Here is a 20,900-nt window from a genome sequence, read left to right as displayed (position 1 = left end):
CTTCTCTAAAGTTGAATGGATTTTTGTTGTGCTTCGGTTTCGCTACGGAGCTGTTTTTTATCGACTTTACCCACTGGAGTCAGTGGTAAGTTATCTATAAACTTAAACTTATCCGGTACCTTGTAATCTGCAATTCCCTGTTCACGTAAGTATTTGCGAATAGCTAATGGTTTCAGCGGTATACCGGTCAGGAAAGCGAAACTTTTTTCTCCCAAGGTTGGGTCAGGCATTGCAACAATGGCGGCTTGTTGAATATTTGGGTGGCTGAGTAACAGGTTTTCAACTTCTTCCGCTGCTATTTTTTCCCCGCCTCGATTGATTTGATCTTTGACACGACCTGTAACGATTAAATGTCCTGATGGCAGGCGTTTTACCAAATCTCCAGAGCTATAAAATCCCTGCTCATCAAATGCAGTTTGATTGTGCTTAGGTGAGCGATAGTATCCTCGAATCGTATAGGGTCCTCGTGTTAACAATCGCCCCTCTTCACCATCGGGCACGGGGTTGCCGTGTTCATCCACGACTCTGATTTCATCATCTTCACTAATTGGACATCCTTGAGTATTGAGAATGTGCCATAGGTCGTCATTGTAACGTGTGTAGTTAACTAGCCCCTCAGCCATGCCAAAAACTTGTTGTAATTGGCAGCCAAGAACAGGTTTGACTTGTTGTGCAATCGTTAAACTCAATTTAGCGCCACCCACTTGAATGACATCAAGGCTGTCTAGGCGATATTGGCTTTTTGGGGCATGTTGTAACCATAGCTGCAAAGCTGGAGGAACCAATGCAGTGTGTGTTACTTGATATTTTTCAATCAAACTAAAGCAGCTGCTGGGGCTTGGATCTGGGGCTAAAACAACGGTGCCGCCCGCAGCAAAAAAACCCAAGGCGCCCGGAGAGCTAAGCGGGAAGTTATGCGGGGCTGGCAGAGCACAAAGATAAACATGTTGCTCCGTCAATTCACAAATGTCTTTACTTGCCACCACGGAATATAAGTAGTCATTGTGAGTTCTTGGGATCAACTTTGGCGTGCCAGTACTTCCACCTGATAGCTGGAAAAATGCTACCTGAGTCGGGTCTAAATCTGGCGCTGAAAATGGCCGCGATTGCAAGTAAGCTTGTTTAAGCTGACTATTACCTTTTGGGTGATCTATCAGTGTTGCCCGTATGCTAGGGTAGTCTTTTTGTAACGATAATATAAACTGCTCATCTCGGTACAATTCATGTGCTGAAGAAACGATTAACACCTTGGGCGCTAGCTGTTCACAGTAACTTCTAATTTCAGTCTGTTTATGGCTGAATAGTGCGCACACCGGGGCTGCGCCAAGCTTGAGAAGTGCGAATAAGCTGATATAAAATTCGACCTGATTAGCCAATTGGATAAGTGCTGTGTCTCCTTGTTGAACCCCTTGTGCTGAGAGATAAGCAGCTAAGTGATTGCTATATTGATCAAGCTGCAAATAAGTTAAGCACCGATGTTCATCAATGACAGCATGCTTGTTTGCATGCCGTATTAATTGATCGCTAATAACACAAGTTAGCGGTAGGTCTTGCCAATAACCCTTTTCGCGGTAGCGCTCGGCTAATTCAGCTGGCCAAGGAGTAAAATCAATTTGCTTCATGGAATGTATTTCTCATTGCGTAATATGCTTGCTTGGTTTCGAGTGCGTTTAGCATGGTATTGAGTTTTGCTTCTGTTTCTAGCCATTCAGAGCGCGGGTCTGATGCAGCGACAATACCCGCTCCAGCAAATAACTTAGCGGTCTTATCGCGTAATTCTGCGCAGCGGATCACCACTACCCATTCGCCATTACCGTGCTTATCAAACCAGCCAATGATCCCCGAAAACAATCCTCTGCTTCGCTGTTCTAGTTCTGCTATTTTGGGATAAGCATCAGCAGTTGGCTTACCGCAGAGTGCGGGGGTTGGGTGTAATTGGTTTGCAATTGCCAAGCTATGGGTTGCTGATTCTTTTAAGACCCCTGAAATGACTGTAGATAAATGCCACATAGTGGCGGTGCTCAACAGCTCAGGTTGAGCTGGAATATGTAGTGCACTGCAAAGTGGCGTCAATACTTGCTGAATGTCTTCAATGACAACGGCATGCTCATATCTATCTTTTTTAGAGGCAAACAATACACTGCGGCGGTGTGCTTCTTCCTTTGGGCAAGTATCCCTTGGAATTGAACCTGCCAGCGGGTTAGTGGTTAATTTCTCAGCTTGCTTGCGCAGTAATAGCTCGGGACTGACACCCATTAAAATTGCGTTGTCGGTTGTAGGGAATGAAAAGTGGTAGCCAGATTGGCTTTGTTGTAGCAAATTCCGCAGTACGGCTTGGGAATTAATTGGTTCTGCAAAGCGCAGTTGAGTCTGTTTACTCAAAACAATTTTATTTAGTAGCCCAGTATCAAATAGCTGTTTGGTTTGAGAAACAGCGTTTTCAAATTGAGCTTGAGGCTGTAAATCGGTAATTTCTAATAGCGAGTTTGGTACGCCTTGGCATGACGCTAACTCAGCGTCAAACCAGGCACTGAATGCCGCTTTTTCCCAACGAGAAACTTGCTCTGGAATAATAATTTGCGCGTGCTCTGTTTTGCAAAATGGCAAAGCGGCAAAGGCGATAGTGTTGTCCGGCTCATTATGCATGTGAGAGTCAATTGCAGCGACTAAATCCTTAGTATCACCAATCGGTAAAGTGACGCGTTTCTTGATCCCTTGACTAACTAAGCAATGCGTACCCGTTGTAAACAGGCAGTTGTTCTCCGGGTTAAATTGCGTGGCTTTTGCATATTGTTCGAGTTGAATAACTTGGCTAAAGTCCATAAGCACACCTTGCTGATATCACAGCAGTGAAAACGAATTAATTGAAATCAAGACGAAGGTAAACAATAAAGATTTAGATTTATATCTAGTTTGTTAAAACAGCCCTGCGCAAAGTTCGTTGTTGTTGATGGGCGTCAAAGTGATGAGGATGCTTTGGACAGTCGCGACAAAGCTTGCCATCGCTTGTTTTATGTAACAGGCAGCATGACTCCCTCAGCTGATAGGAGCCACGCTCGTCACAGAGTTGCAGCTTTGGGGTATAAAAAGGGTTTACATGTCCCCCAATCTTCACTGCCTGAGATAAAGTGTGATAGTCATCGTTTACCTTAGGGCGCTCGCCGACATAATGAATGATGGTTGGAAAAAACTGCCTCAAACGAAAAGCGCAATTACTCGATAAAACGTGTTCAGCAACTCCAAAATGCTGATTTAAAAAGGCATGTAAGGGAGATAAATGCGCGTTAATAAACTCGGCATAGTGCGTAGCCGTATCGTGACACTCCACGGCTTTCCCTTGATTAGGCAGCTGTAGTTGCCAGCTTTCCATGTCGATCACGACTTTATCTAAAGCCAATGGGAGTGCACGGCCCAACACACTGTGCGTAAATAAAATTGAGGGCATGATACGTAGTGTGTAGTGCATGTGCCAAACTGAGGCCTGCGCCTTTTTATTTGTCACTCCCTTTGTTGAACTAAAGCGAGAGATCGCGTCACTTAAGGTGGTTATATTTTTGATTTGCTGAGCAAAAGAGGGTTTATCACCAGAAATAAGTGCAACACCTCTAGCATAGTTATCAAGCGGTGGTGACAGGTAAGGTTTAAGAATTGGCAACATAGTCAAGGTTGTTGAGTTTTTAATATAAGACGCGATCCAAGTGAATTTTTTTAGTTCAAAGTCGTCCTGTAAGGGATTTGATCATCCTTGGGAGAAATCGTGTTAGTTTTTCTGATAAAAAAGACTTGGCAACGCTTTGTGGCCACTGCGCTGAGCAGCGTTGTATTCGGCATTATTAGTGTTTCACTGGTGGCACTTATTAACGAAATCATAAATGCCAAAGGCGAGCGTCAGACGGAGTTCTTTTGGGTTTTTGCGGCGCTGGCAATATCAGGGGTCGTGGTACAGCTAATTTCTAAATTAGTTGCTGAACAGTTGAGTGAGCATAGCCAAGCCGAGTTAAGAAAACTCGTTGCTGATAAAACGATAGAAGCAAAAATTAGTCACATAGAGTTACAGGGAGACGCGAAGATCAAATCTTGCTTAACAGAGCATAGTTTAAAGGTGGCAGGGTTTTTCATGAGTATGCCGGGTATATTGACGAATGCCATGATAGTGCTTGGTGCTTTCGTATATATGGCTTGGTTAGACTGGTTAATATTTCTTTTCGCATTACTGACCTTGGTTTTAGGTTCGGTGAGCTATAGTTTTGCAAACAATGTTGCGTTTAAAAAAATAGCGAACGCTGCAGCGATGCAAGACAGTCTTTTTCAACAGTTTGATGCGATCACTGACGGTATCAAAGAGCTTAAACTGAATCGCAGTAAGCGAGCATTCTTCAAGTTAGAAGTATTGCATCCGGCGATAGACGCTTTAAGAAAAGAACGCATTGAGGGGGTTTCCATTCTGCATATGGCCTCCTCTTGGGGTGGCTTTTTGATTTTTACCTTCATTGGTGGGGCGTTATATTTTTTATCTCAGCAAACTGGTGAAGAGAGTCAGCGCATTATGTCTGGCTTTGCACTGTTATTTCTCTATATGCTAACGCCATTAGAAACCTTACTGGCAAATATACCCAGAGCTTTCGCCGCGCAAGCCTCAGCGAATACCATCAAAACACTAACTGATGAGTTGATGAGTGATGATGGAAATAGTGTGCAAGTTTTTACACAGTTTAACAGTATCCAATTACACGCACTGTGTCACCGTTACTATCACGAGCAAAGCGACGATATATTTTCACTGAAGCCAATAGATCTTGAGTTTAAACAAGGCGAACTCATTTATCTTGTTGGTGGCAATGGTAGTGGCAAAACAACCTTCGCTAAAGTGCTGTGCGGTTTGTATGAAGCAGACGAAGGAGAGATCGTAGTAGATAACCAGCCGATTAGCGGCGCTGGATTAGATGCTTATCGCCAGCTTTTTAGTACGGTGTTTGGTGATTACTACTTATTCGATCGTTTGTTAAATGTGCCTTGCGATCAGCTGGAGCGAAAAGGAAATGAACTAATTCGTAAGCTTAATTTACACCATAAAGTGAGTATTGAATCGGGCCGCTTCACAACACAACGTCTATCACAAGGCCAGCGAAAACGTCTTGCTTTAGTTGTTGCTTACCTTGAGGATAGGCCATTTTATCTCTTTGATGAGTGGGCAGCGGACCAAGACCCGGTCTTTAAAGATGTATTTTATCGAGAGCTTCTACCTGAGCTAAGAAACAAAGGAAAAACGATTTTGGTGATCTCCCATGATGATAAATACTTCTCATTGGCTGACAGGTTATTAAAAATGGAAAATGGTTGCCTAACCGAAGTCTCCCAACTCCCTGTAACTCAAACTCCTGCATTAGCCTAATTAGATTTTTTTATACATGAAACATCAACCTAGCCGCAGTCAGTAACGCGGCTAGGCCTAGCCCTTCATTAAGATTTCATCAAAACCTCTCACATTAATGGCTGGCTCAGGTCGCAGTAAGGAAAAACTACCGTTAGAGAACAGGTTGTTATTCCGAGCTTAGGCGAGATAAGTTACCCTGTATACAATACCAAGCAAACTCGGTCATGAGCATGAAAGTATTCGAAAAAATTTATCATAGGGCTGCTGAGCGTAAAGGTTCTGAGGTGGCGCTAAAAGCGAAGCTTAGTCAACCATTGAGTACCGCATCGTTATTGGCATTAAGTGATGATCAATGGCTAGAAGAATTTACGCGAAAGATATTCCAAAGCGGGTTTTATTGGGCGGTGGTTGATAATAAATGGGACGGCTTTAGAGAAGTGTTTTGGCAATTCTCAATCGAGAAGCTGTTAATGATGTCTCCTGAAATGTACGAGCAACGTAGTCAGGATGAGCGGATCATTCGTAATGCTAAAAAGGTAAAAAGTATCGCTGACAATTGCCATATGATTTTTGAAGTGCAACAACAGCATGGTCGTTTTAGTGAATTCGTCGCAAACTGGCCGGAAGACAACATTGTTGGTTTGTGGCTGTACTTGAAAAAGCATGGCTCGAGACTCGGCGGGAATACCGGTCCTTACGCGCTTCGTGTGTTAGGTAAAGATACGTTTTTACTGAGTAAAGATGTCGAAACGGTACTGCGTGCCGAGGAGATCATCGACGGTGGCTTGCAAAGTCAGAAGTCACTGCAAGCGACGCAGCAATTTTTCAATGAAATGCGTCAATATAGCGGGCTTAGCTTACAAGAGTTAAGTCAAATTGTGTCAATGAGTGTTGGTGATAATATTCGCTAGTAAAATGGAGGTGACCGCATGGTATTTTTTCAGCCCTATCAAGGCTCTGCTCTGCTCTTTAAGGAGCAACCAGCAAGATTTAATCAGCCCACATTACTACTATCCAATACGCCGTTGCTAGTTAAGCTTGAGCTAGAGAAATACGGCACCACAGCGCTTGCTGAGCTGTTAAGTGGTCAACGTTCTTTAGGTAATATTGAACCGACGAGCTTAGCTTACAGTGGCCATCAGTTTGGGCAATTTAACCCGTTACTTGGTGATGGCCGAGCGCATTTAATTGGTGGGGTGAAACTTGATGACGGACGTCAATACGACCTGCACTTGAAAGGCTCTGGAGCGACGCGATTTTCTCGAGGCGGTGATGGTTTTTGTGCGCTAGGACCTGCGGTACGCGAGTTCATCATGAGCCAAGCTATGGTTGGCTTGGGTGTTCCAACTACGGAATGCCTTGCTGTTGTAACCACTGGACACCATGTTTATCGTCAAGGTGAAGTACCTGGCGCGATTGTGTGTCGTGTCGCAAAAAGTCATATCCGCATCGGTACCTTGCAATATCTGGCTACACAGCAAGATAAAGATGAGCTATGGAGCCTGCTCAACTTGCTGGGCGAGCAATTATTCGAGGGTTTTAAAGTTGAAACCGAACAGGATGTACTCGAATTGTTTCGTGAAGTGTGTGAACAGTTAGTTGACTTAGTCGTGGAGTGGATGCGGGTTGGCTTTATTCATGGCGTGATGAATACCGACAATATTTTGCTCAGTGGTGAAACGATAGACTTTGGCCCTTGTGCAATGATGGAAAAGTTTGATTTTAACGCCGTGTTTAGCTCTATCGACCGCCAAGGCCGCTATGCGTTTGGTAATCAGCCAAACATCATGAATTGGAACTGTGCGCGACTTGCCGAGGCCTTATTGGTGTTGTGGCAAGATGAGCAAGCGGGAATTGAAGCATTTAGTCAAATTTTGGCGGAGTTTTCTGAATCGTTTAATCGCAAGTACAAAGATATGTGGGCGGCTAAGCTTGGTATTGATGAATGGAGCGACGCAGACGACATGCTCCTTAGTGACTTACTCAAGTTGATGACGGAGCATGAACTAGACTTTACCAATACCTTTGCGGCACTAACCAATAGTTTGCTTGGTCATCCAAACAAAGCTTTATCCGTGCCAACGGAGTTGGAGAGCTGGGGGCGACAATGGGCACAAAGGCGTGCTGCCGATGACGTTGCGGCTAACCTGATGAGTCAAGCTAACCCGATACTAATCCCCCGTAATGCGTTGGTGGAGGCTGAGATTGCGCTATTTAATCAGCAAGGCATAAGTCAAACGCTAGAAAGTTGGCTAACCGCGTTGACGTCGCCCTATGATTACAAAGATTATCCTGAATCGTGGACCAGCGCGTCTACACCGGCCCACTATCAAACTTTTTGTGGAACCTAAATGGCAGAACAGCAGCTTTCTTGGCAAGAAATTAAACGTAAAGTCCTTGAGCACAAACGGCCACTTATTAATGCGCATATCATCGCCTTATTTGCCGCGTTGGTGAGTGTACCTATTCCTTTGATGATGCCGTTGCTGGTAGATGAAGTCTTACTAGATACACCAGGCAGAGCAGTGGCTTGGATGAACTCAGTATTGCCCGAGCAATGGCATGGCCCCAGTGGCTATATCGTGGTTATTTTGTTGGCTGTAATAACCATGCGCTTGGCCAGTTTGGTGCTAGGGGTGATGCAGTCACGCCAGTTTACTATTATTGGCAAAGACATTAGTTATCAAATCCGTGAGCGCTTACTTACGCATTTACCTAAAGTTCAACTTAAGGAGTATGAAAGCCAAGGTGGTGCTGCAATTAGCTCTCGTTGTATTACCGATGTAGAAACCTTGGATAAATTTATCAGCCAAACCTTGTCACGCTTTTTAATCGGTTTACTCACAATCATTGGCACTGCGGCGATTTTGCTTTGGATTGATTGGATGTTGGGGCTGGTGATCCTGTTGCTCAATCCGGCGGTCATCTATTTTTCTCGGCAGTTTGGCAAACATGTTAAAGAGCTGAAAAAGGAAGAGAATGCTGCATTTGAAGCACTGCAAACTTCACTAGTCGAGACGCTAGATGCTATTTCTCAGTTAAAAGCTGTTCGTCGAGAGGGTAACTACTTTGCACAGGTTAAAGTAGCCGCCAAAGATCTCAAACATTACGCGGTGCAGTCACAATGGAAAACGGACGCGGTTAACCGCTTAAGCTTTACCGTGTTTTTGGTGGGGTTCGAGTTTTTCCGTGCTGTCGCTATGTTTATGGTGGTGTTTTCTGATTTAACGGTCGGCCAGATATTTGCGGTATTTGGTTACCTTTGGTTCATGATGGGGCCTGTACAGGAAATTCTTGGTATTCAATATGCGTACTATGGTGCCTCGGCGGCGCTTAGTAGGTTAAATCAGGTTTTTAATTTTGCGACAGAAGCACAATATCCCGCTACGAAAACCGTCTTTGATTCATCTCAGGTTGATATCAAATTTGCCAATATAGACTTCGCTTACGTTGCAGAGCAACCCGTGCTCAAACAGGTATCTTTGCATATTCCAGCAGGGAAGAAGGTAGCGTTAGTAGCGGTGTCTGGGGGTGGTAAATCTACTTTGGTGCAATTGCTTTTGGGATTGTATGAAAAACAAAGTGGCGAGATCCATATAAATGACACGCCAGTAGAGCAAATTGGTTACGAAGCAGTGCGAGATAATATAGTAACCGTATTGCAGCAGCCGATACTCTTTAATACCAGCATCCGTGAAAATCTAGCAATGGGACGAGAGGTATCTGACCAAGTACTGTGGCAGGCACTCAGCGTTGCAGAGCTAGCAGATACCGTACTTGCTCTGGCCGACAAATTAGATGCGCAAGTTGGTCGCAATGGAATTAAATTGTCCGGAGGACAGAAGCAAAGGTTAGCCATTGCAAGAATGGTTGTTGCCGACCCTAAAGTGGTGGTGCTGGATGAAGCAACCTCGGCACTTGATATTGAGACTGAGGCAAAAATTCATCGCAATTTGCAAGCGTTTTTGGCTGATAGAACGACTTTGATTATTGCACATCGATTGAGCGCAATAAAACAAGCCGACTTAATTTATGTTTTAGATGATGGTGAAGTGTCCCAGTATGGAGAACACAAGGATTTGTTAAAGGAACAAGGTCTGTATCAAATCCTATTTGGTCATCAAAATTAATTCATAAATAGCAAAAATTCCTTATGTAACGTTAAGTAAACATTAATAGACGAGCTAATATTATCTATGCAACGTAATCGGTAGACGCATTTTCTGATAGACTATCCGAGTCGATACTCAATGCGTAAACTAACAGAGATGGGAAGGAATGATGAAAATTAAAACTTTGAGCTTACTAGTTGCGATGGCAGTGACAGCCAATGCAAATGCAAATACTACTGAGCCTACAGAAGGTGTATATCTTGGTGTATTTGGTGATTACTATGATGCTGACTGGCAAAATCACCGCGATATGGCCGGTCTAGACGTAGAAGACTCTACAGGTTGGGGTGCTGAAATCGGCTACCGTTTTGACAAATTCTGGAGTGGTCGTATCGAATATGCAGATATGGACTTTGACCTTGGCGGTATCAGCAATGGTTCACTAGATGCAGAGCGTTACGGTATCGACGGTTTGTACCATTTTGATGGTGGTCCTTTCTATGGTCTAGTGGGTATCAAGAAGATGAACCTAGATGTAATTTCAGATAACACTTTTGCTAACGTAGGTGCTGGTGTTCGTCATTACTTCACCGATCACTTGTTCGTGAATGCAGAAGCGGCGGTTTACCAAGGCCTCGAAGCAGGTTTTACTGATGTTGGTGGTAAAATCGGTATTAACTACTCGTTCGGTAGCGCTGGTAAGTCGGAAGAGGTTGCCCCAGCCCCTGCTCCTGTAGTTGCAGAAGCACCGCAAGACAGTGATAAAGATGGTGTTGTGGATAGCGAAGACAAGTGTGCTAACACACCAATGACGGATGCTGTTGATGCGTCTGGTTGTACTTTGTACGAAACTAAAGAAGACAAAGTAAGTCTGCTAGTCCGCTTCCCGCATGATGATGCTTCTTTCTCACAGCAATATGTTGATGATATCAACGCGGTTGCTAAGTTCTTGAAAGAGCATAAAAATGCAGATGTAGTGATTGAAGGTCACGCGTCAGCTGTGGGTGATGCTGATTACAACCAAAAGCTTTCTGAGCGCCGCGCGAAAAACGTTGCTGAGAAACTCGTTGATATGGGTGTAGATTCAATGCGTATTACCACGGTTGGTTACGGTGAAGAGCGTTTAAAAAACCCAGCAAATACGCTGGAGGCGCATGCGGAAAACCGTCGTGTAGAAGCGCACGTTTCTTCTAAAGAGAAAGTAAAAGTTAAGCGTTAATTTTCACTTAGCTTATGCAAAAAGGCTCCTTCAGGAGCCTTTTTTGATCCCACCAAGCATACCTTTTCGCAAAATTAAAATGATTCTCGTTTGACTAATATTCATCAAAATATACTTGTTTCGGTATGCTTATTCATTGTATTTATAGTGACTATAAGGCGAGGTATCGCATGCAAGATTTTCATCTATACTCAAAGACCTTATAATTGTTCATTATATTTTATGGTCAAGGGAATGGTTCAGGCGATTGCATCAATAATCGCAGCCAGATCATTTACTTGTCTGTCCACGTCACCAAGAGGGCAATATTGTGCTTCAAGAATATCGTAAACACGTAGAAGAGCGTGCCGCGCAAGGTATCGTGCCTAAGCCGTTAGACGCGCAGCAAACTGCTGACCTTATCGAATTACTAAAAACTCCACCTGCAGGTGAAGAAGAGTTCATCGTTGATCTATTTATCAACCGTGTACCGCCAGGTGTAGATGATGCCGCTTATGTAAAAGCAGGCTTTTTGGCTGCAGTAGCGAAAGGCGAAGCGGAATCACCGCTCATTTCAAGAGAGTATGCAGCTGAACTACTTGGCACTATGCTTGGTGGTTACAACATCGCGCCTATGATAGACCTTCTAGACGATGCTGCTATCGCGCCAATCGTTGCTAAAGGTTTGTCTCACACGCTACTGATGTTTGACGCATTCTACGATGTAGAAGAAAAAGCAAAAGCGGGCAATGAGTTTGCTAAGCAAGTGATTGAGTCATGGGCAAATGCAGAATGGTTCCTTGAGAAGCCTGCCGTTGCAGACAAGATTTCAGTGACTGTATTTAAAGTAACTGGCGAAACAAATACAGACGACTTGTCTCCAGCACCAGATGCTTGGTCTCGTCCTGATATCCCATTACACGCGCTGGCTATGCTTAAAAACGAGCGTGATGGTATCAACCCTGATAAGCCAGGTGAGGTAGGTCCAATTGCACAACTTGAAGCGCTTAATGGTAAAGGTTTACCGCTAGCGTATGTAGGTGACGTTGTTGGTACAGGCTCATCTCGTAAATCTGCAACTAACTCTGTACTTTGGTTCATGGGTGATGACATTCCATTCGTACCAAACAAGCGTGTTGGCGGTGTGTGTCTAGGTGGCAAGATTGCGCCAATCTTCTTCAACACCATGGAAGATTCTGGTGCACTACCAATTGAGCTTCCAGTTGACGAACTAAACATGGGCGACCAAATCGACATCTTCCCTTACGAAGGTGTGGTTAAGCGTCACGGTACTGACGAAGTTATTTCAACGTTCTCATTGAAATCAGACGTAATTCTTGATGAAGTGCGTGCAGGCGGCCGTATTCCACTGATCATCGGTCGTGGTCTTACAGACAAAGCACGTACGTCTCTTGGTCTTGAAGCAGAAGATATCTTCCGTAAGCCTAAGTTAGTGGCTGATTCTGGTAAAGGCTTTACGCTTGCACAGAAGATGGTTGGTAAAGCATGTAATATGGCAGGTGTACGCCCAGGCCAATACTGTGAGCCAACAATGACAACGGTAGGTTCTCAGGATACTACGGGTCCAATGACGCGTGATGAGCTTAAAGACCTTGCTTGTCTTGGCTTCTCTGCTGACCTTACGATGCAGTCATTCTGTCATACCTCAGCTTATCCTAAGCCAATCGATGTAAACACACATCACACACTTCCTGATTTCATCATGAACCGTGGCGGTGTATCGCTACGCCCTGGTGACGGTGTTATCCACTCGTGGCTAAACCGTATGCTACTTCCTGATACGGTAGGTACAGGTGGTGACTCGCATACTCGTTTCCCACTAGGTATTTCATTCCCTGCAGGTTCAGGTGCAGTAGCATTCGCAGCCGCAACAGGTGTAATGCCGTTGGATATGCCTGAGTCAATCCTTGTTCGTTTTAAAGGTGAAATGCAGCCGGGTATCACATTACGTGACCTAGTACACGCTATCCCTTACTATGCAATCCAGCAAGGTCTATTGACGGTTGAGAAAAAAGGTAAGATCAACGAATTCTCCGGTCGTATCCTTGAAATCGAGGGTGTTGAGCACCTAACGGTTGAGCAAGCGTTCGAACTATCTGACGCATCTGCAGAGCGTAGCGCAGCAGGTTGTACTGTTAAGCTTTCACAAGCGTCTATCGAAGAGTACCTAAACTCTAACATCGTTATGCTTAAGTGGATGATCTCTGAAGGCTATGGTGATGTACGTACCATTGAGCGTCGTATCACTAAGATGGAAGAGTGGCTAGCGAATCCTGAGCTAATGACTGCTGACGCGGATGCAGAATACGCGCACACCATTGAGATTGATCTTGCTGATATCAAAGAGCCAATCCTTTGTGCACCAAATGACCCTGATGACGCACGTCTACTTTCAGCGGTAACAGGTGAGAAGATCGACGAAGTATTCATCGGTTCTTGTATGACTAACATCGGTCACTTCCGTGCAGCGGGTAAACTACTGGATAATTTCGGTGGTCGTCTACCAACGCAACTATGGGTTGCTCCACCAACGAAGATGGACCGCGATCAGTTAACTGACGAAGGTTACTACGGTATTTACGGTCGTGTAGGTGCTCGTATCGAAACTCCTGGATGTTCACTATGTATGGGTAACCAGGCACGTGTTGCTGATAAAGCAACGGTTGTTTCTACCTCGACTCGTAACTTCCCTAACCGTTTAGGTACAGGTGCAAACGTATTCCTTGCATCAGCAGAGCTTGCAGCGGTAGCTGCTATTCTTGGTAAACTACCAACGCCTGCTGAATATCAAGAGTATGCAGAGAAGATCAATGCAACGGCTGCGGACACGTACCGTTACTTGAACTTCCACAAGATGCCTCAGTACACTAAAAAGGCAGACTCAGTGATCATTCAACAAGCGGTTTAATTACTCGCTCTAGAATACATTGAAAGAAAAAAGCCAGCGCATGTTGGCTTTTTTTATGCACATAAAACGCTCAAGTTAAATGTTGTTATCAAGCATCATTTTAAACCTAGATAAGTAATCTACTAAAGTGGTAATAATTGGGTTTTTATTGCGTATTGGTAATTAAAATCCCGTTTTTTTAAACAGTAATTTTCTCTGGTTTTATTAGAATTGTCGGCAAATTCTCATCAATGGGCGAGAGGATCATGACAACAGTAAACAACCAGAATTTATTACAACTACGCTTTTTACCGCAGTCACATATCGACGCAGTTAAGCCTTTTTTCAATCAACTTCCAGATAACCCTTATGCCGATGGTGCATTCAGAAAGCGCCGCTATTCTGTGGTTAAATTCACTGGCGGTGAAGTGACATTGCAGCCGACTAAGGCTTTCGTTCAAGACGATTCAATTAATACTTTCCAAGGTAATATTGAGCGTGTTTACGAAAACCTTGAGCTGGACATGTTAAACACTGATGGCTTTAAGCATATGCTTGCTGAATTTAAAGCCATGACAGGAATTGCAGACGATACCAGCATAGAAGTGCATCAGTTTCGCATGTTAGCGATTGAAAGCGATACCCCTCCAGCGCCAGAAGGTGTGCACCAAGATGGTTTTGACCATGTGTGTGTTTGCGGTGTTTCTCACGAAAATATCGCCGGTGGTGAGCTATTGGTATATGAGCACAAAGAAGCCGAACCTTGCTTCAAAATGGAAATCAAAGACGGTTTATTTGCACTCGTGAATGACCGTGAAGTGTGGCATAACGCAACACCGATGAACAAGCTAGATGCCGAGCAAGTTGGTTATCTAGACTGCTTCGTATTTACAGCCTAAGAGGGTAGTATGGATTTAAATCAAGTGCGTCGTCAGTTCCCTGCGCTTATGCAAAGTATTGGTGGAACCGCGCCAATTTTCCTTGATGGCCCAGGTGGCTCTCAAGTCCCGCAGTCCGTGTTGAGCGCGATGTCTGCTTACCTTGGTTATTTTAACTCTAACTTAGGTGGTGCATTTTTCTCAAGCGATAAGACCGTCAGTTTGATGAGTGAAGCGCGCCAAGCAGTTGCTGACTTACTCAATGCGCCAAGTGCAGATCAAATTGTATTTGGTGCCAACATGACCAGCTTAACCTTTAGCTTTAGCCGTGCGCTATCTCGCGAATGGCAAGCGGGTGATGAAGTCATTGTGACCAATGCCGATCACTATTCAAACGTTTCTTCATGGCGTCAAGCTGCCGAAGATAAAGGTGCGACGGTACATGCAGTGCGCATTAATGAAGCCGATTGCACGCTTGATTTAGCGCATTTTGAATCACTACTAAACGGCAAGACTAAGTTGGTTGCGGTGACGTATGCATCAAATACAACGGGCTCAATCAACGATATCAAACGTATTGTGGAGCTTGCGCACCAAGTTGGTGCATTGGTATATGTTGATGCTGTGCATTATGCTCCTCATGAGCTAATCGATGTACAGGCATTGGATTGCGACTTCCTTGCGTGCTCTGCCTATAAGTTCTTTGGTCCGCATGTCGGCATTGTGTATGGTAAGCGTGAGCATTTAGAAGGTTTTACTCCGTATAAGGTGGAGCCGGCAAAAGACATTATTCCAGGTCGTTGGGAAACTGGTACGCAGAGTTTCGAAGGGCTAGCGGGTGTTGTTGCGGCGATTGACTACATTGCTTCACTAAGCGAGATGAGTGCGGATACACCACGCCGAGAGAAGCTGGTTGAGGCGTTTGCACGCACAAAAGCGCATGAGATGCAGCTTAGCCAACACTTCTTAACGCGTTTAGCCGAGTTTAAACAGGTTAAACTTTTTGGTATTGAATCACGCGAGCGACTCGCTGAGCGCACACCAACGTTTGCTTTGACATTTGAGGGCATCGAGCCACGTACCGTGTCTGAATTCTTAGGTAAAAAGCACATGTGTGTATGGGATGGCAACTTCTACGCCCAAGGTTTATGTGAGCAGCTGGGTGTGATGGATAAAGGTGGGGTGGTGCGTATTGGTTGTATGCACTACAACACCATTGAAGAGCTAGATAGCTTGTTTGATGCATTCAGTGAGTTATTAGCATAATAAAAATTGGGAGCTACGGCTCCCATTTCTTCTCGCAACAATCGAGTTCTCTAGTAGCTTCACTTCTATTTCGATACCGCTTTTTAATAGTATACTTTAATTATATGTATTACATTAACTGGAGGAAATTATGGAAAGGACTGCTGATGGCGTGATAAGAATTACTATTATTCCTCTGTTTTGTTGGCTTCTATCACTGATATTTATTTATGTATATCAGTTTCCTGTCCCCATGGTTGGTATGGTCAATGAAACGGACTTAACGAGTCCACACTTTTGGTGGACGGCAACACTAAGTTATCTCTTTTACGGATTTATCTGCTTTACTATCCCGCTGATGATGCTTATTCAGTATGTCATTTCAAAGTCAAAGTGGATTACAAATCACAGCGGGCAAGACAAGCTGCTTTGGTGTAGTGCCATTCTTTTATGTTTTGCTTGGGCTACTTTACTTAGTCAGTTACACCTTCAATAAATGCATTGAGCTTAGCAATGCGATGGCTCATACCTTCAATAAGCTTGTCTTTGATTTTTTCCCGGATCACATTGGGCAAGCGTGTTAGTGCATCTGGGGTTATTGCCAATATAATGCTGTCTTTTAACGCTTGTGCGCTGGTGCTGCGTTCTCGGTTAGTGATAAATGCACCTTCACCTAAAAATTCACCAGGACCAACCTTGCCTAAATCATGGGCCGCATCTTGTTTAAAAATCAAAAACTCACCGCTTAATACAATATACAGGCGATTGTCTTTTTCAAAGCGTTTGAAGGCATGACGCTCTTGTTGCACCAGATATAAGTGGCCAAAAGACTCGAGTAACACCTGACGCTCGGCAAGCGTAAACTCTTTAAAAAACGCTAAGCGATTGATGATCTCTAGTTGTTTGAACAGTGGGACATTTTCAAGCAGTTTCACAGGCTTACATAAGTTAGTACATTGTCTTTATTAAATAGTGGCGACTTTTTTTGATTAGAGCAATGATTTTTTATTGTCGCTTACACCAATCTACTTGATTATGTCGCCAACTATTTAACCTGAGGTTTGGATAAGGAATGTTCCAACTCATTGTTGCTAAAGCACAACTTAGTTTTTTCCTTGTCTAGCCAGCAAGTTTTAGGGAAAACAAGGCGAATTTACGCACCAATAGCTGGCTATTGGAAGTGAATTCAACGCAGTTAGCGCTAAAACTGGCTGCTAGAAAGGCATTAATTATCCGCAGCTCAGGTTATTTATGTGGATTGGTATATAACGATAAGCGACATGAGTTAGATCATTCTAGCAAGCAGGGTCGTACGGCGAAGTAGGGCATGTCATCCCCTGATAGCTGATACAGCCTTTATTGTGTGGTGAGGTAACATCATAACCACCAGCTGCTTGCGGTGTAAGCTCATTTGCTAGCTTCTTGCTGTTAGATAGATGTTTTAGTGGTTTTTTATTCAATGTAATTTTCATAGCGATTCCTTTACAAAATGTAAGTTATGCCGAGTCACAAGATACGGCATAGTCCAAGCTACTGGTTGTTTGTATGATTTTCAATCAGATATTATTCATTTTGGGAACTGGAGTAGTGGGAAAAAGCTGAGTCATAATACTCAGCTTGTCGTCTAATCTTGAATATTTCTCTCTTTTAGCTTTCTGGTCAACGTATTGCGCCCCCAACCTATCTTTAATGCCGCATCTTGCTTATGACCATGGCAGGCATTGAGTGCGGATTTGATCAGCCGTGTTTCTAATTGTGCCTGTACATCTGGCCAAATATGGTCTTTTCCTGTACGTAACTCTGAGTCTAACCAAGTTTGGAATGCGTCCAGCCAATTACCATGTTCTAAGGCGTCAATCTGTTGTGGTTTTTCTAGCTCTTCGGGCAGATCCGCTGGGGTAACAAGTTCGCCCGGCGCCATTACCGTTAACCAGCGGCAGGTGTTTTCCAGCTGTCTAACGTTGCCTGGCCAATGATAGGCTTGCATTTTTTGCAGGGCATGTTTGGAGATGATTTTTGGCTCGGCTTTTAGCTCTTTGGCGCTTTTTGCAAGAAAGTGCTCGCACAGGGCAGCGATATCTTCAGGGCGCTCACGTAAGGCTGGTAGTTTTAACCTGACGACATTTAGACGGTGAAACAAGTCTTCACGGAATTTACCTTGCTTTACCAGTGTCTCTAAGTCTTGATGGGTAGCCGCGACGATACGGACATCGACCTTCACGCTGTTGTGACCACCAACCCGATAAAACTCACCATCGGCGAGTACGCGCAATAGCCGAGTTTGTACGTCCAGTGGCATATCACCGATTTCATCTAAAAATAAGGTGCCACCGTCGGCTTGCTCAAAGCGGCCACGGCGCATGCTGTCAGCGCCAGTAAAAGCGCCTTTTTCATGGCCGAACAATTCAGACTCGACGAGATCTTTGGGGATGGCAGCCATATTGAGCGCGATAAAAGAAGCGTCTTTTCGCGGGCTGTGATTGTGCAGCGCGCCTGCCACAAGCTCTTTACCCGTGCCTGATTCGCCGTTAATCAATACACTCATGCTTGAAGCGGAAAGTTTACCGATGGCGCGGAACACTTCCTGCATCGCTGGGGCTTCACCAATAATGTCGGGGCTATTGGCTTTTTCACTGTGGCGCTTTTGCTTTTTAGTTTGCTGGCCTGCGCGAAATGCACGTTGCACAAGGGAAACGGCCTCGTTTAAGTCGAAAGGTTTGGCGAGGTATTCAAATGCTCCTTTCTTAAATGCGTTGACCGCAGAGTCCAAGTCCGAGTGCGCGGTCATAATGATCACCGGCAAGTTTGGGTAGAGTCCTGCAATTTTATCTAACAAGGCCATGCCATCGATACCTGGCATACGTACATCTGAGATCAGCACTGCGGGTTGCTCATATTCAAGCGCGGTCAATACATCTTGACCGCTGGCGAAGCTCTCGGTTTCAAACTCAGCTCGCTTTAATGCCTTTTCTAAAACAAATCGGATTGAAGCGTCATCATCGACTAACCAAACTGATTTCATTGCACGTTTCCTGTTTCGGTGTTGTCAAAGGGAAGGTAGATACTGAACTCAGTGTGTCCTGGCCAACTATCGCATTCGATAAACCCTTGGTGTTGCTCTACCAAAGTTTGCGCGATAGAGAGTCCAAGTCCAGATCCTCCTTCTTTATTCGTGATCATCGGAAAGAACAATGTCTCTTTTACCTCATCGGCGATCCCCGGACCGTTGTCGCTGATACGGATGAGTAATGCTTTTTTCAATAGCCGCTCACCATGATGAAGACGGTGTTTAATGCGCGTTGTTATGGTGATCGTACCGTCATGCTGTAGCGCTTGTTGAGCATTGCGTAGCATATTCAGCAGAACTTGCTGAATTTTGGCTTGATCTATCACAATGGCTGGAATACTGGGATCATAATCTTTTACCAAGATGATATCGGCATCGCGCTCCAAGGTGGTTAATTTAATCACCGATTCTAACGACTGATGGATATTACACGGCTCTTTTTGTGGTAACTGATTGGGTCCAAGTAATCTATCTACCAACTCGCGCAATCTATCTGCTTGCTCAATAATGAGCGTGGCACATTCTTCCCGTTCTTGTTGATCAGTTTCGTACTGCAATAATTGCGCCGCACCGCGGATCCCACCAAGTGGATTTTTTATTTCATGGGCAAGACCGCGAATGAGGTTTCGAGCTGCCTGAAATTGGTGCATTTGATTGGATGCTTGGTCATAACGCAGGGCATCATCAACACGGCGACATTCCACTAAAATATACGCCTTTTCTGCAAGGTAAACTCGTCTGGCATGCAGACTTAGTGTCGCAACACGATTATCTACGAATACCACGTCTACCCTGTGTTGCTGGCAGTCTACACCATCTTGTAGCACGTATTTAGAGAGCCGAGGCAGGTCTATATGATGATGATTAAACACACTATCAATCGCCAGTCCAACAAGCCGTTTAGTGCTGAGTCCCAGCAGTTCACTACTGCTGTAATTGGCATAGTGGATCATTAAATTTTGATCGAGCACTAAAATCGCGGTTGAGAGAGATTGCCAAACTTTATCCAAGTCAATCGAGTTATGTTGATCCATATATGTTCACCGTGCACCAATGTGGTGCAATGAGAATAGCATAGCTTTGCATCCATTGAAGTAAATTATTACCTAAGCTCAGAAACTAGGGGTTTTCGAACTCGTATCCTAAACTTGTTATTAATAAAGCATGCCAACTTTAAGGTCTTAGTGCTTTGTGTCAAAAAATACATCTAGCTCGTGTCTGTGGGGGGAGCCTTTTTGTCACGCTCTGCATGAGCGGGTGTGACTTTCAAAGCGCTAAGTATGTTACCGAACAGGGTGACTGCTTTCCTCCTCAAGCTGCGAGTGTACATCGAGCTACGAATGGCGAGAAAGCCACCCTTACAGGTGTGATGCGGGTCGTCCAACCTAACTGGCGAGATAAATATTTATTGCGAACAAAGGCCGAGGTCTACTATCAAGTTCAGGTTGGTGAGCAAAGGTTGTGGATTGAACACAATGACATGTCGAATTTGGCTTCCTCAATACCAGAGGAAATGAGCATAGTATGTTTGCAACTACTGGTTGAAAGTCAGTGTAGGTAAGCAATATCGCTTTAATTATTCACGGTATTGCGGTGCAAAAAGAACTTATGAGCATCGCTTTGGGCGACTAACATACCTTTTTGATTAAACACTTTCATAACCACAGAATGCTCGCCGCGATCAATGCCACGCAAAGCAAACTGAGTATTCGTTTGCTTTGGCCCTGTGGCCGTTCCATTGAGAAAGAGTTGCACGCTTAAACCTTGGGTAAATCTAGGCTCAATGGTGCCCGTCACATATACGCTGCCACTATTATCACGGATTGTTTGCTCATGCGCTGGGGAAGTGATTTTAGCTGTATATTGAATCGTTGGTGTTGTATCCGTTTGCTCGAGAATTTTAGTATCAACACTTGGCATGGTTAAGGCGCTGGCATTGAGTTTGACTTCTTTCGAGCCAGGTTGCGGTACATCCGAATAGACCCAATGGCCGTTTTTGTCTTTCCAGCGATAGATTTTTGGATTGGACTCTGCTGCAGCATCAATGCTTGTTAGGGCTAGCGTCATGCTAACCGACATTATAAGAAACCACTGACGCACCACAAATCTCCAGAGCAA

17 protein-coding genes are annotated in these 20,900 nt (G+C 44.4%); 9 read left to right on the top strand and 8 right to left on the bottom strand.

Annotated elements, in window-relative coordinates:
* Positions 1–5: 5 nt before the first annotated feature.
* The 3 genes from NO992_RS15910 to fhuF all read right to left on the bottom strand — a co-directional run bounded on the left by NO992_RS15910 (position 6) and on the right by fhuF (position 3,658).
* Positions 6–1,622: a (2,3-dihydroxybenzoyl)adenylate synthase gene (locus NO992_RS15910; RefSeq protein ID WP_371378839.1), complete on the bottom strand. Its 1,617-nt coding sequence runs from the start codon at positions 1,620–1,622 to the stop codon at positions 6–8.
* The gene (locus tag NO992_RS15905) at positions 1,609–2,823 is read right to left on the bottom strand and encodes an isochorismate synthase MenF (RefSeq protein ID WP_371378836.1); all 1,215 of its coding nucleotides are present in this window, start codon (positions 2,821–2,823) and stop codon (positions 1,609–1,611) included. The genes NO992_RS15910 and NO992_RS15905 overlap by 14 nt, the downstream gene beginning before the upstream one ends.
* An 85-nt stretch (positions 2,824–2,908) precedes the next feature.
* Positions 2,909–3,658 carry a siderophore-iron reductase FhuF gene (gene fhuF, locus NO992_RS15900; RefSeq protein WP_371378833.1) on the bottom strand — a complete coding sequence of 250 codons (750 nt, stop codon included), beginning with the start codon at positions 3,656–3,658 and terminating at the stop codon, positions 2,909–2,911.
* A gap of 99 nt (positions 3,659–3,757) precedes the next feature.
* Between fhuF and NO992_RS15895 the strand changes: the two genes are divergently transcribed.
* The 9 genes from NO992_RS15895 to NO992_RS15855 all read left to right on the top strand — a co-directional run bounded on the left by NO992_RS15895 (position 3,758) and on the right by NO992_RS15855 (position 16,211).
* Positions 3,758–5,392 (top strand): cyclic peptide export ABC transporter, encoded by a 1,635-nt coding sequence (locus NO992_RS15895; RefSeq protein WP_371378828.1) that lies wholly within the window; start codon positions 3,758–3,760, stop codon positions 5,390–5,392.
* A 212-nt stretch (positions 5,393–5,604) separates the two neighbouring features.
* Entirely contained in the window at positions 5,605–6,285 is a 681-nt protein-coding gene (locus NO992_RS15890; protein ID WP_026345583.1) for a DNA-3-methyladenine glycosylase I, read from the top strand.
* A gap of 18 nt (positions 6,286–6,303) precedes the next feature.
* Entirely contained in the window at positions 6,304–7,725 is a 1,422-nt protein-coding gene (locus NO992_RS15885; protein WP_371378825.1) for a YdiU family protein, read from the top strand.
* Positions 7,726–9,504 carry an ABC transporter ATP-binding protein gene (locus tag NO992_RS15880; protein ID WP_010374436.1) on the top strand — a complete coding sequence of 593 codons (1,779 nt, stop codon included), beginning with the start codon at positions 7,726–7,728 and terminating at the stop codon, positions 9,502–9,504.
* Positions 9,505–9,655: 151 nt separating this feature from the next.
* Positions 9,656–10,705 carry an OmpA family protein gene (locus NO992_RS15875; protein WP_371378920.1) on the top strand — a complete coding sequence of 350 codons (1,050 nt, stop codon included), beginning with the start codon at positions 9,656–9,658 and terminating at the stop codon, positions 10,703–10,705.
* Positions 10,706–11,015: 310 nt separating this feature from the next.
* Complete coding sequence (acnB, locus tag NO992_RS15870; RefSeq protein WP_045965778.1) at positions 11,016–13,613, top strand: bifunctional aconitate hydratase 2/2-methylisocitrate dehydratase; 2,598 nt, start codon at positions 11,016–11,018, stop codon at positions 13,611–13,613.
* A 245-nt stretch (positions 13,614–13,858) separates the two neighbouring features.
* Positions 13,859–14,491, top strand: coding sequence for a 2OG-Fe dioxygenase family protein (locus NO992_RS15865; protein ID WP_010374441.1), 633 nt, complete (start codon positions 13,859–13,861; stop codon positions 14,489–14,491).
* A gap of 9 nt (positions 14,492–14,500) precedes the next feature.
* A complete protein-coding gene (locus tag NO992_RS15860; protein ID WP_017219326.1) occupies positions 14,501–15,736 on the top strand; it encodes a cysteine desulfurase-like protein in 1,236 nt (411 codons plus the stop codon).
* 130 nt (positions 15,737–15,866) lie between these two features.
* Entirely contained in the window at positions 15,867–16,211 is a 345-nt protein-coding gene (locus NO992_RS15855; RefSeq protein WP_371378819.1) for a hypothetical protein, read from the top strand.
* Here NO992_RS15855 and NO992_RS15850 read toward each other — a convergent pair.
* From NO992_RS15850 to NO992_RS15830, 5 genes are all read right to left on the bottom strand, one after another.
* Complete coding sequence (locus tag NO992_RS15850) at positions 16,189–16,650, bottom strand: cyclic nucleotide-binding domain-containing protein (protein ID WP_045989409.1); 462 nt, start codon at positions 16,648–16,650, stop codon at positions 16,189–16,191. The genes NO992_RS15855 and NO992_RS15850 overlap by 23 nt on opposite strands.
* Positions 16,651–17,010: 360 nt before the next feature.
* On the bottom strand, positions 17,011–17,187 hold the full coding sequence (locus tag NO992_RS15845; RefSeq protein WP_157757218.1) for a hypothetical protein: 177 nt from the start codon (positions 17,185–17,187) through the stop codon (positions 17,011–17,013).
* A 152-nt stretch (positions 17,188–17,339) separates the two neighbouring features.
* Entirely contained in the window at positions 17,340–18,737 is a 1,398-nt protein-coding gene (gene ntrC / locus NO992_RS15840) for a nitrogen regulation protein NR(I) (RefSeq protein ID WP_371378814.1), read from the bottom strand.
* On the bottom strand, positions 18,734–19,816 hold the full coding sequence (gene glnL, locus NO992_RS15835; RefSeq protein WP_017219330.1) for a nitrogen regulation protein NR(II): 1,083 nt from the start codon (positions 19,814–19,816) through the stop codon (positions 18,734–18,736). The genes ntrC and glnL overlap by 4 nt, the downstream gene beginning before the upstream one ends.
* A 538-nt stretch (positions 19,817–20,354) precedes the next feature.
* A complete protein-coding gene (locus tag NO992_RS15830; protein ID WP_026345584.1) occupies positions 20,355–20,861 on the bottom strand; it encodes a DUF4124 domain-containing protein in 507 nt (168 codons plus the stop codon).
* Positions 20,862–20,900: the final 39 nt, after the last annotated feature.

It is taken from the genome of Pseudoalteromonas sp. DY56-GL79, assembly GCF_041414765.1.
Lineage (GTDB): Bacteria > Pseudomonadota > Gammaproteobacteria > Enterobacterales > Alteromonadaceae > Pseudoalteromonas > Pseudoalteromonas piscicida.
The sequence above is the reverse complement of the archived record's forward strand: the minus strand, read 5'-3'. Positions and strand labels throughout refer to the sequence as shown.

Excerpts from the sequence above, each read along its gene's own strand:
- NO992_RS15910 (WP_371378839.1), bottom strand. The coding sequence starts at position 1,622 with ATGAAGCAAATTGATTTTACTCCTTGGCCAGCTGAATTAGCCGAGCGC.
- NO992_RS15905 (WP_371378836.1), bottom strand. The coding sequence starts at position 2,823 with ATGGACTTTAGCCAAGTTATTCAACTCGAACAATATGCAAAAGCCACG.
- fhuF (WP_371378833.1), bottom strand. The coding sequence starts at position 3,658 with ATGTTGCCAATTCTTAAACCTTACCTGTCACCACCGCTTGATAACTAT.
- NO992_RS15890 (WP_026345583.1), top strand. The coding sequence starts at position 5,605 with ATGAAAGTATTCGAAAAAATTTATCATAGGGCTGCTGAGCGTAAAGGT.
- NO992_RS15885 (WP_371378825.1), top strand. The coding sequence starts at position 6,304 with ATGGTATTTTTTCAGCCCTATCAAGGCTCTGCTCTGCTCTTTAAGGAG.
- NO992_RS15880 (WP_010374436.1), top strand. The coding sequence starts at position 7,726 with ATGGCAGAACAGCAGCTTTCTTGGCAAGAAATTAAACGTAAAGTCCTT.
- NO992_RS15875 (WP_371378920.1), top strand. The coding sequence starts at position 9,656 with ATGAAAATTAAAACTTTGAGCTTACTAGTTGCGATGGCAGTGACAGCC.
- NO992_RS15865 (WP_010374441.1), top strand. The coding sequence starts at position 13,859 with ATGACAACAGTAAACAACCAGAATTTATTACAACTACGCTTTTTACCG.
- NO992_RS15860 (WP_017219326.1), top strand. The coding sequence starts at position 14,501 with ATGGATTTAAATCAAGTGCGTCGTCAGTTCCCTGCGCTTATGCAAAGT.
- NO992_RS15855 (WP_371378819.1), top strand. The coding sequence starts at position 15,867 with ATGGAAAGGACTGCTGATGGCGTGATAAGAATTACTATTATTCCTCTG.
- NO992_RS15845 (WP_157757218.1), bottom strand. The coding sequence starts at position 17,187 with ATGAAAATTACATTGAATAAAAAACCACTAAAACATCTATCTAACAGC.
- ntrC (WP_371378814.1), bottom strand. The coding sequence starts at position 18,737 with ATGAAATCAGTTTGGTTAGTCGATGATGACGCTTCAATCCGATTTGTT.
- glnL (WP_017219330.1), bottom strand. The coding sequence starts at position 19,816 with ATGGATCAACATAACTCGATTGACTTGGATAAAGTTTGGCAATCTCTC.
- NO992_RS15830 (WP_026345584.1), bottom strand. The coding sequence starts at position 20,861 with ATGTCGGTTAGCATGACGCTAGCCCTAACAAGCATTGATGCTGCAGCA.